Origin of the sequence: Bradyrhizobium sp. USDA 336, assembly GCF_044908355.1 — a bacterium.
GTDB classification, from domain to species: Bacteria; Pseudomonadota; Alphaproteobacteria; order Rhizobiales; family Xanthobacteraceae; genus Bradyrhizobium; species Bradyrhizobium yuanmingense.
Window position 1 is genome coordinate 3541592 of the sequence record NZ_JBIYDC010000002.1, and the last position, 17802, is coordinate 3559393.

At 64.3% G+C, this 17802-nt stretch carries 20 protein-coding genes, 1 tRNA gene and 1 pseudogene; 13 read left to right on the top strand and 9 right to left on the bottom strand.

The window, feature by feature from the left end; translation table 11 throughout:
• Positions 1-13: 13 nt before the first annotated feature.
• Positions 14-1666: an IS66 family transposase gene (gene tnpC / locus ABIA45_RS17560; protein ID WP_036046900.1), complete on the top strand. Its 1653-nt coding sequence runs from the start codon at positions 14-16 to the stop codon at positions 1664-1666.
• Positions 1667-1717: 51 nt separating this feature from the next.
• On the opposite strand, the gene ABIA45_RS17565 is transcribed toward tnpC, so the two are convergent.
• Positions 1718-2116, bottom strand: a complete 399-nt coding sequence (locus tag ABIA45_RS17565) for a hypothetical protein (protein ID WP_404652978.1) — start codon at positions 2114-2116, stop codon at positions 1718-1720.
• Positions 2117-2260: 144 nt separating this feature from the next.
• On the opposite strand from ABIA45_RS17565, the gene ABIA45_RS17570 reads away from it, so the two are divergent.
• Positions 2261-2641: a hypothetical protein gene (locus tag ABIA45_RS17570; protein ID WP_404652979.1), complete on the top strand. Its 381-nt coding sequence runs from the start codon at positions 2261-2263 to the stop codon at positions 2639-2641.
• A 511-nt stretch (positions 2642-3152) separates the two neighbouring features.
• On the opposite strand, the gene ABIA45_RS17575 is transcribed toward ABIA45_RS17570, so the two are convergent.
• Positions 3153-3494 carry a hypothetical protein gene (locus ABIA45_RS17575; RefSeq protein ID WP_404652981.1) on the bottom strand — a complete coding sequence of 114 codons (342 nt, stop codon included), beginning with the start codon at positions 3492-3494 and terminating at the stop codon, positions 3153-3155.
• Positions 3495-3623: 129 nt separating this feature from the next.
• Here ABIA45_RS17575 and ABIA45_RS17580 point away from each other — a divergent pair.
• Positions 3624-3944, top strand: a pseudogene (locus tag ABIA45_RS17580) (tyrosine-type recombinase/integrase); the annotation flags it as partial.
• A 171-nt stretch (positions 3945-4115) separates the two neighbouring features.
• Here the strand turns inward: ABIA45_RS17580 and ABIA45_RS17585 are convergent.
• Positions 4116-4192 (bottom strand) — tRNA-Pro (locus tag ABIA45_RS17585).
• 68 nt (positions 4193-4260) lie between these two features.
• Between ABIA45_RS17585 and ABIA45_RS17590 the strand changes: the two genes are divergently transcribed.
• From ABIA45_RS17590 to ABIA45_RS17615, 6 genes are all read left to right on the top strand, one after another.
• Complete coding sequence (locus ABIA45_RS17590) at positions 4261-5250, top strand: L-threonylcarbamoyladenylate synthase (RefSeq protein ID WP_404543069.1); 990 nt, start codon at positions 4261-4263, stop codon at positions 5248-5250.
• Between the two features lie 16 nt (positions 5251-5266).
• Positions 5267-6694 (top strand): FAD-binding oxidoreductase, encoded by a 1428-nt coding sequence (locus ABIA45_RS17595; protein ID WP_404652983.1) that lies wholly within the window; start codon positions 5267-5269, stop codon positions 6692-6694.
• Complete coding sequence (locus tag ABIA45_RS17600) at positions 6691-7137, top strand: GNAT family acetyltransferase (protein ID WP_404652985.1); 447 nt, start codon at positions 6691-6693, stop codon at positions 7135-7137. Before ABIA45_RS17595 ends, ABIA45_RS17600 begins: the two co-directional genes overlap by 4 nt.
• A 183-nt stretch (positions 7138-7320) precedes the next feature.
• Positions 7321-7902, top strand: coding sequence for an NUDIX domain-containing protein (locus ABIA45_RS17605; protein ID WP_225188385.1), 582 nt, complete (start codon positions 7321-7323; stop codon positions 7900-7902).
• Between the two features lie 288 nt (positions 7903-8190).
• Positions 8191-9120 (top strand): glycine reductase, encoded by a 930-nt coding sequence (locus ABIA45_RS17610; protein ID WP_404652986.1) that lies wholly within the window; start codon positions 8191-8193, stop codon positions 9118-9120.
• Positions 9121-9255: 135 nt separating this feature from the next.
• A complete protein-coding gene (locus ABIA45_RS17615) occupies positions 9256-10449 on the top strand; it encodes a CaiB/BaiF CoA transferase family protein (protein WP_404652988.1) in 1194 nt (397 codons plus the stop codon).
• Positions 10450-10563: 114 nt separating this feature from the next.
• Here ABIA45_RS17615 and ABIA45_RS17620 read toward each other — a convergent pair whose 3' ends face one another.
• On the bottom strand, positions 10564-11328 hold the full coding sequence (locus ABIA45_RS17620) for an SOS response-associated peptidase (protein ID WP_404652989.1): 765 nt from the start codon (positions 11326-11328) through the stop codon (positions 10564-10566).
• Positions 11329-11391: 63 nt separating this feature from the next.
• Between ABIA45_RS17620 and ABIA45_RS17625 the strand changes: the two genes are divergently transcribed.
• The 4 genes from ABIA45_RS17625 to ABIA45_RS17640 all read left to right on the top strand — a co-directional run bounded on the left by ABIA45_RS17625 (position 11392) and on the right by ABIA45_RS17640 (position 13301).
• Positions 11392-11901: a hypothetical protein gene (locus ABIA45_RS17625; RefSeq protein ID WP_036003651.1), complete on the top strand. Its 510-nt coding sequence runs from the start codon at positions 11392-11394 to the stop codon at positions 11899-11901.
• A 9-nt stretch (positions 11902-11910) separates the two neighbouring features.
• Positions 11911-12345, top strand: a complete 435-nt coding sequence (locus ABIA45_RS17630; RefSeq protein ID WP_271542626.1) for an NUDIX hydrolase — start codon at positions 11911-11913, stop codon at positions 12343-12345.
• 45 nt (positions 12346-12390) lie between these two features.
• A complete protein-coding gene (locus tag ABIA45_RS17635) occupies positions 12391-12768 on the top strand; it encodes a TIGR02301 family protein (protein WP_036003646.1) in 378 nt (125 codons plus the stop codon).
• Between the two features lie 266 nt (positions 12769-13034).
• On the top strand, positions 13035-13301 hold the full coding sequence (locus tag ABIA45_RS17640; protein WP_036003643.1) for a hypothetical protein: 267 nt from the start codon (positions 13035-13037) through the stop codon (positions 13299-13301).
• A gap of 198 nt (positions 13302-13499) precedes the next feature.
• On the opposite strand, the gene ABIA45_RS17645 is transcribed toward ABIA45_RS17640, so the two are convergent.
• The 5 genes from ABIA45_RS17645 to ABIA45_RS17665 all read right to left on the bottom strand — a co-directional run bounded on the left by ABIA45_RS17645 (position 13500) and on the right by ABIA45_RS17665 (position 17768).
• The gene (locus tag ABIA45_RS17645) at positions 13500-13820 is read right to left on the bottom strand and encodes a cupredoxin family copper-binding protein (RefSeq protein WP_157286906.1); all 321 of its coding nucleotides are present in this window, start codon (positions 13818-13820) and stop codon (positions 13500-13502) included.
• A 9-nt stretch (positions 13821-13829) separates the two neighbouring features.
• Positions 13830-14363 carry a DUF4142 domain-containing protein gene (locus ABIA45_RS17650; protein WP_404652991.1) on the bottom strand — a complete coding sequence of 178 codons (534 nt, stop codon included), beginning with the start codon at positions 14361-14363 and terminating at the stop codon, positions 13830-13832.
• 87 nt (positions 14364-14450) lie between these two features.
• On the bottom strand, positions 14451-15143 hold the full coding sequence (locus tag ABIA45_RS17655) for an RNA polymerase sigma factor (RefSeq protein ID WP_198399970.1): 693 nt from the start codon (positions 15141-15143) through the stop codon (positions 14451-14453).
• A 279-nt stretch (positions 15144-15422) separates the two neighbouring features.
• Positions 15423-16292 carry a sulfurtransferase gene (locus ABIA45_RS17660; protein WP_404652993.1) on the bottom strand — a complete coding sequence of 290 codons (870 nt, stop codon included), beginning with the start codon at positions 16290-16292 and terminating at the stop codon, positions 15423-15425.
• Positions 16293-16433: 141 nt separating this feature from the next.
• Positions 16434-17768 carry a dihydroorotase gene (locus ABIA45_RS17665; RefSeq protein WP_271542635.1) on the bottom strand — a complete coding sequence of 445 codons (1335 nt, stop codon included), beginning with the start codon at positions 17766-17768 and terminating at the stop codon, positions 16434-16436.
• Between the last annotated feature and the right edge of the window lie 34 nt (positions 17769-17802).

The following is a 17802-nucleotide window of genomic DNA, read 5'->3' on the forward strand; positions in this document are numbered from 1 at the left end:
ATTCAATGGCTTCATGATATCGAAGCCGGACGATCTTCCGTCGGACCTTGTCAGTGCCCTGGCAGCGCTGCAAGCCGAGCGTGAGGCCCGGCTGCGAGCCGAGGCGATGGCTGCCAGGGCGCGGGCGGAGCTGTCGGATAACGCGGCGCTGATCGCGCATCTTGAGCTGCGGATCGAGAAGCTCAAACGCGAACTGTACGGGCAGCGCTCGGAGCGCACGGCGCGGCTGATCGAGCAATTGGAATTGGAGCTCGAAGAACTCATTACCACGGCGAGTGAGGACGAGCTTGCCGCTCAGGCCGCAGCGACGAAAACCCACGCCGTGCGTTCCTTCACGCGCAGGCGGCCGGTGCGCAAGCCGTGGCCTGACGACATCGAGCGTGAGCGCGTCGTCATCGAGGCCCCGACGAGCTGTGCCTGCTGCGGCGGATCGCGCCTGGCGAAGCTGGGCGAGGATGTAACCGAGACGCTGGAGGAGATCCCGCGCCGGTTCAAGCTGATCGAGACGGTGCGGGAAAAGTTCACCTGCCGCGATTGCGAGAAGATCAGCCAGCCGCCGGCACCGTTCCATGCCACGCCGCGCGGCTTCATCGGTCCGCAATTGCTGGCGACGATCCTGTTCGACAAGTTCGGCATGCATATCCCGCTTAACCGCCAGAGTGTGCGCTTTAAGGCCGAGAGGATCGACCTGCCGCTGTCGACCCTGGCCGACCAGGTCGGCCACGGAACCTTCGCCGTCGTGCCGCTCTTCCAGCTGATCGAGCGCCATGTGCTGTCGGCCGAGCGCCTGCATGGCGACGACACCACCATCCGCATCCTGGCGAAGGGCAAGTGTACGACCGGCCGGATCTGGACCTATGTGCGCGACGATCGGCCCTACGGTGGGCCTGCGCCGCCGGCGGCGATCTATTACGCCTCGAGCGACCGACGAGGCGAACATCCCCAGAAGCATCTGGCCGCCTTCGCCGGCATTCTGCAGGCGGATTGCTATAGCGGCTTCGAGCCGTTGTTCGACCCGCAAAAGAAAGCCATGCCGATCACGCCGGCATTCTGCTTCGCCCATGCGCGGCGGCGCTTCTTCGAATTGGCCGACGTCGAGAAGAATGCCAGGGAAGGCCGCAAGGGCAAACCGGTCTCCCCGATCGCACTGGAAGCTGTCAGACGCCTCGATGCGCTGTTCGAGATCGAGCGCGCCATCAACGGCCGCAGCGCCGACGAGCGGCGTGCCGTGCGCCAGGAGCAGAGCAAGCCGCTGCTCGACGATATGCACGACTGGCTGCTCTGCGAGCGAGAAACCCTCTCGCGCTCCTCCGAGGTCCTGAAACCCATGAACTACATGCTCAGGCGCTGGGACGACTTCGCCCGCTTCCTCGACGATGGCAGGATTTGCCTCAGCAATAACGCCGCTGAAAGAGCGTTGCGCGGCATCGCGTTGGGGAGGCGCAACTGGACCTTCGCCGGCAGCCTGCGCGGCGCCGACCGCGCCGCTATCATCCTGACGATGATCACGACCTGTCGCCTCAACGAGGTCGATCCTAAGGCCTGGCTCGCCGACGTCCTCGCCCGTATCGCCGACCTTCCCGCATCGCGTCTGCACGAACTGCTGCCCTGGGAATGGAAGCTCCTGGGTCAAGCCGGCAAGCCCGCCGGTCAGCAGGCCGCCTGACCTTCACGCAACCCCATCATAGAGCTCGCCACGCCCGCGCGCATGTATCGATCAGGCGGCCTTCGTCGTATGGGTACAGAGCTTCTCGCTATAGCCATTCACCGATGCGGCCTTCAACAGGCTCAAATATCTGTTGGACCCAGACCGGCGAGAGAAGATTGCATCGAGCTCACGCAGCAGCACCTTTCGCTGCGCGCCCGCATTCAAAATCAGCTCGAACACATCCATCAAATGATCAGCCACGTCATAATCGCATTCTCGCTGATAGCCATCAGCTGCTTTGGAACGGATCTCATCAAGAGCCTCTCCGAACTCAGGATGTGTTTCTTTGAACTGGCCCAGCTCTTTTTGTTGCTTCGCCATCAAATTCTCTTTCTTCTTTCGCCGTGCTGGCGCTCCAGCTAACCCGTTCATCTTCTTCCGGCGAAGACGCTTCTTTCCAAATGCCATTTCGGTTTCTCCTTAAAAGCTTTCTCTCGGGGCGAATACTCAGGAACACCTAAGCTCTAGTTTGTCAAAAAATTGCGACCTAGGTTCGAAATTTTGGCCATATATTCTACTTGAAATAACATAAATAAGTGATAGAAGGTAGTGATGACAAAGGGTCGGTTTCATTTTCCAGACGCTCAAGAGTGCGCCATTTTGCTGCTTCTACTGGCGCGCTCTGGCGAAAACCGAGCAAAGGAGATCACTCGATTTCGCCTCTCGGAAATTACGCTTAAGCGATTGTGGCATCGCAACCGCATAACGGACGATCTATTGAGAGACGTTCACGAATGGCTGGCCAGAGCGGGATGGGCAATTTTCTTCGCGGGAGGTCTTTACGCGCTAGTGCGCGTTGATGTCGTCGAGAATTGGGTTCGACTGAGCTCTAAGAAGCTCGCAGGCGAGCTGGAGCAGGTTAGTAACGGTACCTTCGACTTTGAGAGGCACGCCTACCTGATTGCGAAAAACCAAGCTGATGACGATGACTAAGATGAAACTAGCATGGAGCCACCTATGATTACTTTGCGCGGCATTAGCCGCGGAGTTGAGTGCCTAAACGGCTCGACCGCAGGGACATCGACCGCAACGCGCCCCTAAGGCTTCAAGTTGCGGCTCGCCTTGCGTTTCCTGACGGGACTATGACCGCGTCTGGCTTGAGAAGAGAGGCTGCGCGCGGAAGGCTAATTGTAGAAAGAATCGCGAACAAGGATTTCACGACACTCAACAACATTGATCAGATGAGAGAGTTATGCCGCGTCCAAGCAAGGGAGCTCGGCTCTACAAGCGCAAGCCGCGCTACCGGGACGGTAAGCTCGTCGCCAAAGCCGTCTGGATCATCAAGGACGGCCATCGACATATCGCCACGGGATGCCTTGCGAGCGCGTCTGGAACAAAGCCGCCTCAAGAAGCAGAGCAAGCACTCGCGGACTACATCGCACGCAAGTACCAACCCGAGCGAACCAGACGGGACATAGAGGTGATAGACTGCGCCGATGTGCTGTCAATCTATCTGACGGACATCGGCGAGCCTGGCGAGCAACATGAAATTGAACCTCGGATCGAGCGCCTGAACGAATACTGGGGCGGCAAGATGCTCGCCCAAGTCAACGCGCAGTCCTGTGCCGGATATGCCAAGCATCGTGGTAGCCCAGGCGGCGCACGCCGCGATCTGGAGACGCTGCGCGCGGCGATCAATCACCACGCGAAGGAAGGCTTCCACCGCGGCGTGGTACGCGTGTCGCTGCCTCCCAAGGGAGAGTCGCGCGACCGTTGGCTGACCCGCAAAGAGGCCGCCGCATTGCTTTGGCACTGCTGGCGGCATCGCGAGAAACAGACGGTACACTCAGGGACCTCCAAGGGCGACCCGGTCGCCACGAGCCGCAGGCCGCTGCGCCATATCGCGCGGTTTGTGTTGATTGGCCTGTACACCGGCACTCGGGCAGGTGCGATAGCGACGGCGTCGCCCTATGCCATGCCTGGACGGTCCTACGTGGATCTGGAGCGCGGCATTTTTTATCGCAAGGTGATCGGCAAACGCACGACGAAGAAGCGCCAGACGCCGGCGCCAATACCGCCTCGGCTCCTTGCCCACCTTCGACGCTGGTGGAACCGCAAGCTGATCGCGGAGTGCTTCGTTGAATTTAACGGCAAGCCCGTCGCCTCGGTGAAGAAGGGCTTCAAGACCGCTGTGGGGCTTGCCGGCCTACCAGGGAAGGTGACACCGCACACCCTGCGCCATACTGCTGCGACGTGGCTGATGCAGCGCGGCGTGCCCATCTGGGAGGCCGCTGGGTTTCTGGGCATGTCCCCCGAGGTCCTGCAGGACACGTACGGCCACCACCACCCAGACTTTCTGCAGGGGGCGGCCACGGCCATTGGCCAAAAGGCCCGATATGTTTCGGTGGTTGAAACGGTGGTTGACTCGGGAAGGACCAACGATCAGAAGGAAAAACCTAATGATTTCTGGTCGGAGTGGCAGGATTCGAACCTGCGACCCCTGCGTCCCGAACGCAGTGCTCTACCGGGCTGAGCCACACTCCGACAAGAAGGCGGCTTATAGCGTCGGGCTTGACGCACTGCAAGCGGCCGAGATGAGGAATTTTATCCCTGTGAAAACGGGTGTCGAAACGCTGATATTGCCGGCCGGCGAGGCCGGCGCGGAAGCCGCCGCCCGGCGACTTGCGGCCGGCGGGCTGGTCGCATTCCCGACTGAGACGGTTTATGGGCTCGGGGCGGATGCTGCCAATGCGGTCGCGATCGCCCATCTCTACGCCGCCAAGGGCCGGCCGGCGTTCAATCCGCTGATCGCGCATGTCGCGGATCTCAAAGCCGCGCGGCGGATCGGGCGGTTCGATGCGCGCGCGCTGGCGCTCGCGGAGGCGTTCTGGCCGGGGCCGCTGACGCTGGTGGTGCCCAAGACCGAGGACTGCCCGGTGGCGGATCTCGCCACGGCCGGCCTCGACACGGTGGCGATCCGCATCCCCGCCCATCCCGTCGCGCAGGCGATCCTGCGCGCCTTCGGCGGCGCCGTGGTGGCGCCCTCGGCCAACATCTCCGGCCACGTCTCGCCGACGCTCGCCGCCCATGTCGAGAGCGACCTTGCCGGGCGGATCGACCTGATCATCGACGCCGGGCCTGTTATGGTCGGCGTGGAATCGACGATCATCGGCTGCTTCGACGCGCCGATGCTGCTTCGTCCCGGCGGGCTATCGCGCGAGCGGATCGAGGCTGTGCTGGGCGCGAAGCTGGCGCGGCCGCCGGTGGAGGCTGACAGCGACGACAGCCAGCCGCTGGCCCCGGGCATGCTGGCCTCGCATTACGCGCCGCGCGCCCTTGTGCGGCTCAACGCACGCGAGGTCGCGCCGGGCGATGCGCTGCTGGCGTTCGGCCCGGAGCGCCTGCCCGGTCTTGACGCCGCCTCGGCCGTCATGAATTTGTCGCCCACCGCCGATCTCGATGAAGCCGCCGCCAATCTGTTCGGCTATCTTCGCAGCCTCGATGCAAAAGCGCCGCGGGCGATTGCGGTGATGCCGATTCCCGAAGATGGTCTGGGCGAGGCGATCAACGACAGGCTGCGCCGCGCCGCGGTGGCGCGTTGAAGCAAGAGACGAGGACATGAACATCAACAAGCCTGCCACCCCGCCGCTTGCGCCCGAATTGATCGAGCAATTCCGCAAGATCGTCGGCGACCGCCACGCCATCACCGACCCGACTGACATCGAGCCTTACGTCACCGAGGAGCGCAATCTGTTCCACGGCCGCTCGCCGCTGGTGCTGCGCCCGGGCTCGACGGCGGAGGTTTCCGCGATCTGCAAGCTCGCCTCCGCGCACAACATCGCGCTGGTGCCGCAGGGCGGCAACACCGGGCTCGTCGGCGGCCAGACGCCGCACAATGGCGAGGTGGTGGTGTCGCTGCGCCGGCTCGACAAGATCCGCGAAGTTGATACCGCCTCCAACACCATGACGTGTGAGGCCGGCGTGGTGCTGCAGATCGCGCAAGCCAAGGCCTCCGAGGTCGACCGGCTGTTTCCGCTGTCGTTAGGGGCCGAAGGCAGTTGCACCATCGGCGGCAATCTCTCGACCAATGCCGGCGGCACCGCGGCGCTCGCCTATGGCGTCGCGCGCGAGATGGCGCTGGGCCTGGAAGTGGTGCTCGCCGACGGGCGCGTGCTCAATTCACTGTCGAAGCTGAAGAAGGACAACACCGGTTACAATCTGCACAACCTCTTCATCGGCGCCGAAGGCACGCTCGGCATCATCACCGCGGCGACGCTGAAACTGTTTCCGAAGCCACGGGCGATCGAAACCGCCTTCGTCGGGCTGAAATCGCCGGCGGCGGCCTTGAGGCTGCTCACCATCGCGCAAGGCGAAGCCGCCAACGCGCTGACGAGCTTCGAGCTGCTGTCGGAGCTGGCGGTGGATTTCTCGGTCCGCCACGGCATCGACGTGCGCGATCCGCTCGCAGAGAAGCATCCCTGGTACGTGTTGATGGAATTGTCATCGCCGAGCGAGGATGCCCGCACGCTGCTGGAGACGATCCTCGGCCGTGCCATGGAGGAGGAGATCGTCGACGACGCCGTGATCGCGGCGAGCCTCGCTCAGCGCGGCGCGTTCTGGAAGCTGCGCGACGAGATGTCGGCGGCGCAGAAGCCGGAAGGCGGCTCGATCAAGCACGACATCTCCGTCCCGGTTGCGGCCGTGCCCGAATTCATCGCGGAAGCCGATGCGGCCGTGGTGAAACTGATCCCCGGCGCCCGGCCGGTGCCGTTCGGCCATCTCGGCGACGGCAATCTGCATTACAACGTCAGCCAGCCGATCGGCGCCGACACCGCCGATTTCCTCGCGCGCTGGCATGATGTGAACGCGGTGGTGTTCGAGATCGTGCTGCGCATGGGCGGCTCGATCTCGGCCGAGCACGGCATCGGCGTGCTCAAGCGCGACGAGCTTCCGCAAGTAAAGGACAAGACCGCGATCGAGCTGATGCGCTCCATCAAGGCGATGCTCGATCCGCTCGGCATCATGAATCCGGGGAAGGTGCTGTGAGCTCTTCCCTTGCGATCGATGCGATCACCGACCCCGATGTCGAGGCCGTGGTCGCGCTGTGGCAGCGCTGCGGCCTGACGCGGCCCTGGAACGATCCCCATGCCGACATCGCACTGGCGCGGCGGCGCGACAATTCCACCGTGCTGGTCGGCCGCGACAATGGCGCGATCCTCGCCACCGTGATGGTCGGCCATGACGGCCATCGCGGCTGGGTCTATTACGTCGCCGTCGATCCCAGCTGTCAGAAGCGTGGCTACGGCCGCATTATCATGGCAGCCGCCGAGAACTGGCTGCGGCGTGCGGGTATTGCAAAGCTGCAGCTCCTGGTCCGCCGCGAGAACGCGCAGGCCAACGCGTTCTATGGCTCGCTCGGCTTCGAGCTGTCGACATCCGTGATGTTCCAGAAGTGGCTCGACGGCCGCGCGACTACGGCAAGCAATTGAGTTCGGGATGCGGCCGCGAACGCAACTGCGCCCCCTCGCCCCGTTCTTACGGGGAGAGGGTTGGGGTGAGGAGCCTCTCTCCGCACGTGGGACCGTCGACGGATCTGTACCCCCTCACCCGGACCGCAAGGGCGATCCGACCTCTCCCCGCAAGCGGGGAGAGGTGAAGAAGAGAGAGACCTCATGACCATTTCCGACCGCGTCCGCATCAAGGACGTCCGCGTGCTCTCGGACGGCTGGACCACGCTGAAGACCACGACGTTCGAGTACCGGCGCGCCAACGGCGAGTGGCAGACCCAGCACCGCGAGACCTATGAGCGCGACAATGCCGCCGCCGTGCTGCCGTATAATCTTGCGCGACGGACCGTGATCCTGGTGCGCCAGTTCCGCCTGCCGGCCTTCATCCGCGGTTACGACGACCTCTTGATCGAGGCGGCCGCCGGTGTGCTCGACAACGCCGAGCCCGAGGAGCGCATCCGGGCCGAGGCAGAGGAAGAGACCGGCTATCGCCTGCACCACGTCCACAAGGTGTTCGAGGCCTTCATGAGCCCCGGCGCCATCACCGAGAAGCTGCATTTCTTCGTCGCCGAATACGAGCCCGAGATGCGGGTGAGCGATGGGGGCGGCCTCGAACACGAGGGCGAGGACATCGAGGTGCTGGAGTTGTCCATCGACGAGGCCCTCGCGATGATCGCCGACGGCCGCATCATCGACGCCAAGGCGATCATGCTGCTGCAGTATGTGGCGCTGCATGTGTTCAGGTAGGTGTGCTTACCCTCCCCTGGAGGGGGAAGGTCGGCTCACATTGAGCGCAGCGAAATGTGAGCCGGGGTGGGGTGACGGTCTCTCCACCTCCAACAGTGCCCGAGTGGAGAGATCACCCCACCCCGCTCGCGCTACGCGCGATCGACCCTCCCCCTCCAGGGGAGGGTAAGAGGCACCGTCCGCGCCGCGCTATCCTCAACTGCAACTCTGTCCTGCATCCTCCCTCCCCCGTTGAGCAACCCCGCAACTATCTCTAGTCTGGCCCAACCAAGAACCAGGAGACGCGCCATGTCTGCTCCGCGCGACGACGAATTCGGCTTTGCGCCCGACTACGATTCCCCCGTCCCCTACATGCAGCGCACCCGGGATTATTACGCGGCGATCGGCTACACCACGCCGTACCGCTGGGCGCATTACACCGAGGCGCCGTTCCAGCCGCTGAAGAAACCGCTGGCTCAGTCGCGCGTCACCATCATCACCACCGCTGCGCCATACGATGCGGCCAAGGGCGACCAGGGGCCGGGTGCGGCGTATAATGGCAGCGCGAAGTTTTATCAGGTCTATGACGGCGACACGTCGAAAGAGCACGATCTGCGCATCTCGCACATCGGCTATGACCGCAAGCACACGTCGGCCACCGACAGCGGCACCTGGTTTCCGCTACCGCAGCTGTTGAAGGCATCCGCCGCCGGCCGCATCGGCGAAGTCGCGCCGCGCTTCTTCGGCGCGCCGACCAACCGCAGCCATCGCGTCACGCTCGACACCGACGCGCCGGAGATCCTGGCGCGCTGCCTCGCGGACAAGGTGGACGTCGCGGTGCTGGTGCCGAACTGCCCGGTCTGCCACCAGACCACGGCGCTGGTGGCGCGGCACCTGGAGCGCAATGGCATCCCGACCGTGATCATGGGCTGCGCCAAGGACATCGTCGAGCACGCGGCCGTGCCGCGCTTCCTGTTCTCCGACTTCCCGCTCGGCAATTCCGCCGGCAAGCCGCACGACATCGCCTCGCAGGCGCAGACGCTCGAGCTGGCGCTCCGACTGCTGGAGACCGCGAGCGGTCCGCAGACCACGATACAATCGCCGCTGCGCTGGAGCGAGGACGCGTCGTGGAAGCTCGACTACAACAATGTCGCGCAGCTCTCGCCTGAAGAGCTGGCGCGGCGCCGCGCCGATTTCGACAAGCAGAAGGAGATTGCGCGCGGCAACCGCGCCGCCTGAAGCGCGTTGAGATTCGGAAGAATCATCATCGCGCTTCAGATTGTTGTTTGCGCATGATCTTTCCGGAAAACCGCTTCGCACTTTTCCGGATCATGCTTGACGTCCTCCAACAACAACAAGCCGAGGGAGAGCGACGTGACGCGACCGTTCGAGGGCGTGAAGATCCTGGATTTCACGCAAGTGCTGGCCGGCCCCTATGCGAGCTACCAGCTCGCACTGCTGGGCGCCGACGTCATCAAGATCGAGCGGCGCGAGGGCGAGGACATGCGCCGCACGCCGCTGAGCCGCGAATGGGCCGAGCGCGGGCTGGCGCCGGCATTTCAGGCGGTCAACGGCAACAAGCGCAGCCTCACGCTCGATCTGCAGAAGCCGGAGGCGATCGCGATCGTGAAGAAGCTCGCAGGCCGCGTCGACGTGGTCATGGAGAATTTCCGCCCCGGCGTGATGGACAAGCTCGGCATCGGCTACGAGGCGCTGTCGGCCGTCAACCCGAAGCTGATCTATTGCGCGGTGTCGGGATTCGGCCAGACCGGGCCGGACCGCCTGCGGCCCGGCTATGACGGCAAGATGCAGGCGCTGTCGGGCATCATGGCGATCACCGGCCACCCCGAGACGGGGCCGACGCGCGCGGGCTTTGCCGTGTGCGACGTGCTCTCGGGCGCCACCGCTGCTTTTGGTGTCTCGAGCGCGCTGTATCAGCGCGACCGCACCGGCAAGGGGCAGCTGATCGACGTCTCCATGCTGGAGGCGACGCTGGCGTTTCTTTCCGGCCAGATTGCGGACTGGTCTGTCGCCGGCCATCGGCAGCAGCTGTCGGGCAACCAGGCAGTGAGCCGCCGGACCACGGCAAATTTGTTCAAGTGCGGCGACGGCCATATCCTGCTCGCCGTCAACAACGAGAAGCAGTACCGCGCATTGATGGCTGCGCTCGGCCGCGAGGACACGCTGTCAGATCCGCGCTTTGCGGACTGGTTCTCGCGCAACGAGAACGAGGGCGCGCTGCGCGCCATCATCGAGCAAGCGCTGGCAAAACGGCCGGCACGCGAATGGGAGACGATCTTGGAGGACGCCGGCGCGCCCTGCGCCAGCATCTGGAAGGTCGAGGAGGTCATCGACCATCCGCAAATCAAGGCGCGTGGCGCGATCCAGGAGCTGGACACGCAATTCGGCCGCCTGCGCTTTGCCGGCAGCGGCTTCAAGCTCGCCCATGGCGGCGGCAGGCTGGATCGCATGGCACCGGAGCTGGGCGCGGATACGGACGCGGTGCTGGGCGAGCTGGGATTCGATGCGGCGGAGATCGCGGGGCTGCGGGCGCGGGAGATTGTTTAGAACACCGCTGCTGTAGCGTGGGCAAAGCGAAGCGTGCCCACCATCGCGCAGCGGACGACCGAGAGATGGTGGGCACGGCGCGTTGCGCCTTTTCCCCACCCTACGGCACCGCACCTAGAACAACGACCCCTGCCCGTCATCTGATGACGCTGCCGCAACCTTCCGCGTCGGCTTCTTCGGCTTCGCCGCCTCGGCCTCCGCCTCGATCTCCTCCGCGCTGATCGGCAGCACGAGCTGCTCGTCGTCATTGGCGACGCGGTTGACGCGGGTGGAGACTGGGTGCCAGGCGAATTCGCCGGCGCGCGGAGGCTTCATCAAGGGCAGGATCGCGTCGATCTCGTCGCCCTTGCTGTCGAGCCAGCGCTCGAAGTCGCGCGGGCTGATGGTGACGGGCACGCGGTCATGCAGCGCGGCGAGATCCTCGCCCGCCGCGGCGGTAACGATCGCGACCGTGTCGAGTTCCTCGCCGTTCGGCCCGACCCAGGTCTCGAACACAGCGGCAAAGCCGAGCGGCTCGCCGTCGGCACGGTGGATGAAGAACGGCTGCTTGCGGCCGCCTTCGGTCTTCCATTCGTAATAGCCGTCGGCCGGGATCAGGCCGCGCCGGCGGCGAATCGCAGTCTTGAACGCAGGCTTGTCCAGCACCGTCTCGGAGCGGGCGTTGATCAGGAGCGTGAACCCACGGGGATCCTTGACCCAGCCGGGCAACAAGCCCCAACGCATCAGGCGGAAATGGCGGGCGCCGTTCTCGAGCAGCACCACCGGAATCGGTTGCGTCGGAGCGACATTGTACCGGGGCGGGAAATTCGGCTGCTCGACATAGCCGAACAGTTGCCGCAAAGCCGCGGGGGCCGAAGTTATGACGAAGCGTCCACACATCCTTGGAGGCCTATATAGGGTCCGTTCAGGTCCTTTTAACCCCGAACGTTAACACTGCGGCAGATGAGCTCAACGGCCTCCCAACCCGCGCGGACGCATGTACAGACGGGCCCTGAGGCGACCGCCTGGGCCGAGCGGCTGCGCGTGGCCAACATCAATCCGCGGACCGGGCTTGCCACCGACTATCTCAACCATTTCAATGAAGCCGTGATGCTGCTCGAAATGGTGCCGGATATGCCGGAATGCGCCGAAGACTTCCTGACCTGGACGCCGCTGTCTTATGCCGAGCATTTCACGGCGTCGAATTTCAAGGCGCGGGATTTGGCGATCGAAGCCTATGAGAAAGCCGATCCCAACGTGCGTGCCCAGTTCGACCACTTGACGGATACCATGACCTCGATCCTGACCGCGGTCGGCTCGGCCATGCGCGAGGTCGAGAAGGACACGACGCGCGTCCGCCTCGCCGAGCAGGCCACGCTTTGGGTCAAGCCGCTGATCGCAGCCTGCGGCGGCATCATCAATGGTGGCGCGGAGGCCGACGTCGACACCATCATGGCGAATTCATCCGGATAGGTGACGCGATTGGCCGCAATCGTCCATCCTGCCCATCCCCAGCTTGCGGTCAGCGCGGCGATCTTCCGCGACGGCAAGGTGCTGCTGGTCCGCCGCGCCCGCTCGCCGGCCAAGGGCTTCTATTCGCTGCCGGGTGGCCGGGTCGAGTTCGGCGAATCGCTGCATCAGGCCCTGAGCCGCGAGGTCGACGAGGAAACCGGCCTTCGCATCGAGATCATTGGCCTCGCCGGCTGGCGCGAGGTGCTGCCGGCCGCGACCGGCGCCGGCCATTACCTGATCATGTCCTTTGCCGCGCGCTGGACGGCCCGGGAGCCGGCGCTGAACGACGAACTCGACGATTACCGCTGGATCGCCCCTGGCGCCCTGGCAAGCCTCGGCGACCTCAAGCTGACCGGGGGGCTGGAGGAGGTCATCCAGTCCGCTCACCGGCTGCTTGGGGCCTGACGGCCCGCCTTGCGCCAGCCGTCCCGAGGGGGCATACAGCCGCCGATGTCGTCGCGATTTCTGGCCATTTTTGTCCTGATTCTCGCCTGCGCCTCCGTGCCTGCGAGGGCCCAGGACGTGGCGGCGCCGTTTGACGGCGAACTGCAGCGGCTGGCCGAGATCCTCGGCGGCCTGCACTATCTCCGCGGCATCTGCGGGGCCAATGAGGGTAACAAATGGCGCAACGAGATGCAGGCGCTGATCGATGCCGAGACCCCCTCCGGCGAGCGCCGCACCCGCATGATCGCCGGCTTCAATCGCGGCTATAACGGTTTTCAGCAGACCTATCGCAGCTGCACGCCGGCCGCGATGGTGGCGATCCGCCGCTACATCGAGGAAGGCTCGAAGATCTCGCGCGATCTCACGGCGCGCTACGCGAACTAGCTACCCCGTCATTCCGGGGCTCGCGAAGCGAGAGCCCGGAATCCATTCATCCACCGTCTCTGATGCCCGATGGATTCCGGGCTTGCGCGAGGCGCGCCCCGGAACGACGGCGCGGTCGACGCATGTGCGTGACTGGAACCCTGTCATCGACTTTGTTCACAGCCGTTAACCGTTCTTAAAGATGTGGCCTAGCGGTCGTTAACGCCCGTGCTACACCTCTCGCACAGCGCATCGCCGTGGATCGCGCCCCAGCCTGACCGAGTTTCATGAGCCAGCCGATTTCCTACGCCCCCGCCCGCGCGCCGCTGCCCGATCACGAGCAGAAACAGGCCGCACTGAGCTATCTCAACGAGGCCTGGGCCGAGGCGCGTCATGACGGCGTCGACGGCGACTGCCTGGCGCAGGCGAGCCTGTTCGCGGCCCTCGCCGAGCTCGTCGGCACTTATGGCGAGGACGCGGTTGCGAAGTTCGTCGAGGGCTTTCCCGGCCGCATCCGCAACGGCGAATTCTCGGTCGGCATCTGCAGGCAGTAAGCCGTCCTGAAGCAGTAAGCCGCCTGAAAATGACCCCGCCACGCGGGCGGGGCCAGTTGACGGATGAATGACTCTGCGAAAGTCGTCGCGAAGTCTGCCGCTCTTATCGCACGGAAGCCGTTGCCGGCAGACAAGCATTAGTCTCGCGATGACCGGGACATGTTCCCGACAGAGTCGGGAACGCGCTCTCTCCCTCGGTCACGGCTCGATCTTGAGAGTCGCTTTCATGTTGGGATGATAGCGGCAGTAATACTCGACCATTCCAGCCTTCTTCAGAACTGACGTCGCCGATTGCATCGGCGGCAGCATCACGTCGAAATCGCCGTTCCTGGCGGTGGCGGTGTGGGCGAAGACGTCCTTGTTGACCCAGGTGATGGTATCGCCGATCTTCGCCGATACTTCAGCCGGAGCAATCACGAGATTGTCCATCGTAATCTCGATCGTCGCGGCGCGTGCCGGGACGATCGTCGACAGGAGGACGAGCGCAAGCGCGATCGAAGCGAGACGTCCCGGCATCATGCGAGGCTCCTATTTCAGCTCGGCCGCAACATGCTCGGCGTGCTGCTGATGACCTTGGAAGATCTTCAGCCCGGTCTGCAGCAGGCTCCTCAGCTCGGCATTGCTCGCAGACGGAATGAGTTGCGTCTCCAAGGCGCCGTTGACTGCCTTGTGGTAGGCGACCTCGTTGGCGACGTAGGCCTTGTCGAACGCCACGCCATCGAGCTTCTCGAGCTCGGCCAGCTTGTCTGCCGCCTGCTTCGAGAGCGCCTTGCTGGTGTCGTTGTCCTCCGGCGTGACGTTCAGTTTCTTGACGAGCGCGAGGGCCTGCTTGTTGACTGCTTCGTGGTCGCGCAGCATGTCTTCGGCGAACGCCTTGACGTTCTTGTTCTTGGCCTTCTTCTGCGCCTGCTTGGCGGCGTTGATGTCGATCACGCCCGCGATGTAGGCAATATGCGCGATCTGGGGATCGGTGGGCTTGTCGGCTGCGCTGGCGCCTTGCAGCAATACGGGACACGACAAGATCATCGCCGCGACGGTCGCCGCGCTCCATCGGATCAACATGACTTGACACTCCTGTGGGCCGGAAACGTTCCGGACTGTTGCTTGCACAGGTTGGATGCCAATTTCGAGCGAACGTTCCCGAGAAATTTACGCCCCGATGCCAAGGCGCCTGAGCACGGCCTCCGTCAGGCGCTCGCAACGCTCACCAGCGAACGGAAACGCATCCATCACGACCGGACCGATCTTCTTCTCGACGTTCTCGCGCAGCATCGTACGCGCACGGTGCAACCGCGTCTTCACGGTCTCGGGCTTGATGCCGAGCAGCTCGGCGGTCTCCTCCACGCTCATCCCTTCCATCACCCGCGCAATGAAGACCATGCGGAAGGTCTCGGGCAGTTCATCGACCGCGCGTTCGACGACACGCTGGATCTCGCGTTGGGCCATGGACTTTTCCGGATCAGTCGCGGCGGACGAAAGCGGAAACTGGATGATTTGCGCTTCGAGCGTTGCCTCCGGCACCGATCCCAGCTCGACCTGCGGCTTGCGACCGCGTGTGCGTCCGAGCGCTTCGTTGATGGCAATGCGCGATAGCCACGTCGACAGCGCCGACTCGCCAAGAAATCCATCGAGGTGCGTGAAGGCGCGGACATAGGTCTCCTGCACCACGTCCTCCGCGTCGCTGTCGCTGCGCAGGATGCCGCGGGCGAGCCTGAAGAGCCGGCGGTTATTGGCCTGCATGATCTCGCGCAAAGCGGCCTCGTCGCGGCGCCGCGCGCGGTCCACCAGCGCGGCTTCCGACGTCCTGGCGCCGGCGGTCAGGCCGGCTGCGGTCCCTGGCATGGCGGTTAGCTCCCTTGGCTTCGGACATTGGATGCAGGCCCAGGGCAAAGGTTCCGAGATTTCTTGCCCCGATCTTACCCTCTCCTGGAGGAAGGGCTATCGCATATGAGCAGTGCGCGTTGGCCACACTAGTCTCCACATCGTCATGGCCGGGCTTGTCCCGGCCATCCACGTCTTGCCGCCAGCATGAAAGAACGTGGATGCCCGGGACAAGCCCGGGCATGACGACCTCTTGTGCAGGACAAATGGGATCTTTCACTGAGGGAAGCGTCAGCAAACCTAATCCGTCTCGGTCGGCAGCGCCGGATCCCTCGCCCATTCGCCCATCGAAGCGTCGTAGAGCGTCAGTTTGTCGTAGCCGAGCTGCGTCAGCAGCAAGAGGTCGATCGTCGCCGAGATGCCGCCGCCGCAATAAAGAATCACGTTCTTTTCGCGCGTGACGCCCTGGGCGGCGAACTTCGCTTGCGCATCCGCAAGATTCGTCACCGTCTTGTCGGCATTCACGAGTGTGGCTGCGGGAACGTTGACGCTGCCGGGAACGCGGCCCGGACGGCCATAGCGGCTCGGCTCGAGGCCGCGGTGAAACTGCGGCCCGAGCGCGTTGACGATGACGGTTGCGGGATCGCCGATCTTCGCCAGCACGGCTTCCTTGTCGACGAAGCAGCCTGCGCGCGGTGCCCCCTTGAAGGTCGTCGCTGGATAGCCCTTCGGCGCGCCCGTCTCGACCGGCCGCCCCTCCTGCTGCCATTTGTCGAAGCCGCCGTCGAGCACGTGGGCATCGATGCCGAGGGCGCGCAGCATCCACCAGAACCGTGTCGCCCACATCATCGTCCCGATGCTGTAGAGCACGATTGTTTTGCCCGCATCGAGGCCGTGGCGGCCGAAGGCGGCCTCCAGCTGGGAGACATCGGGCATCATGAAGAAGTGTTGCGACGAGGTGTCCGAGAACTCACCTTGCAGGTCGAGGAAATCGGCGCCCGGGATGTGGCCGGCGGCGAACGTCTTGTCACCGGGAACTGCGCGATAAGGCACGACGCCGCCTTCCGGCGCGGGCTCAAGATAGGTCGTGCAGTCGTAGAGGCGCAGGTCGGGATCGCCGAGGCGAGCGGCAAGCTGTTCGGTGGTGATGAGAGATGATGGCTGGGACATCGGACTACACTCCCGTTCGAAATGAAATGTAGACCTCTCCTCTCGTCATTGCGAGCGAAGCGAAGCAATCCAGGCTGCCACCGAGGAACGATTCTGGATTGCTTCGTAGCTTCGCTCCTCGCAATGACGAGCTTGCCGCCCCTACGCCTTCAGCGTCTCCAGAAACCGCACCGGCTCGCCCTGCGCGGCCGTCACCAGCTCGCCCTGCCACATCACGCGGCGGCCGCGAATGAAGGTGCCGACCGGCCAGCCGGTGACGCGAACGCCATCATACGGCGTCCAGCCGGCCTTGGACGCCACCCATTTGTTGGTAATGGTCTCGCTGCGCTTGAGATCGACGATGGTGAAGTCGGCGTCGTAGCCGGCGGCGATGCGGCCCTTGCAGGCCATGTTGTAGAGGCGCGCAGGGCCGGCGCTGGTGAGGTCGACGAAGCGCGCCAGCGAGAGCCGACCCGCATTAACGTGATCGAGCATAACAGGCACCAGCGTCTGCACGCCGGTCATGCCTGAGGGCGAAGCCGGGTATATCTTCTGCTTCTCCTCCAGCGTATGCGGAGCGTGATCGGAGCCGAGCACGTCGATGATGCCCTGCTCGATGCCGCGCCAGATGCCGGCGCGATGATCGGCGCCGCGCACCGGCGGGTTCATCTGCGCCAGCGTGCCGAGCCGCTCGTAGCATTCCGGCGCGACCAGCGTCAGATGGTGCGGCGTCGCCTCGCAGGAGGCGACGCCCTTATGGTCGCGCAGGAACTCGATCTCCTCCTTGGTCGAGATGTGCAGCACGTGGATGCGCTTGCCGGTCTCGTGTGCAAGCTTGACCAGGCGCTGCGTCGCCAACAGCGCCGCGGTCTCGTCGCGCCAGACCGGATGCGAGCGCGCATCGCCCTCGATGCGCAGCGATTTGCGCTCGTTGAGGCGGTATTCGTCCTCGGCGTGGAAGGCGGCGCGGCGGCGGATCACCTGGAAGATGCGGCGCAGGCTCTCGTCGTCCTCGACCAGCAGCGCACCGGTGGACGAGCCGATGAACACCTTGACGCCAGCGCAGCCGGGTGCGCGCTCCAGCACCGGCAGGACCTGGACGTTCTCGCGGGTGCCGCCGATGAAGAAGGCGAAATCGCAATGCATGCGGTGATGGGCGCGCTTCACCTTGTCGGTGAATTCGGCCTCCGTCACGGTCAGCGGCGAGGTGTTGGGCATCTCGAACACGGCGGTGACGCCGCCCATCACGGCGCTGCGCGAGCCGGTCTCGAGGTCTTCCTTGTGCGTCAGCCCGGGCTCGCGGAAATGCACCTGCGTGTCCATCACGCCGGGCAGGACGTGCAGGCCCTTGCAGTCGATCACCTCGGCGGCTGAGTCTTGCGATAGCGGACCGAGCTCGGCGATGCGACCGCCCGTGATGCCGATATCGCGGACGCCCTCGCCGTCCTGGTTGACTACGGTGCCGCCCTTGAGGATCACATCGAAATGCTGGGTCATTGGGCCTCTCTCATCCCCAAGCGCAGGGCTCGAG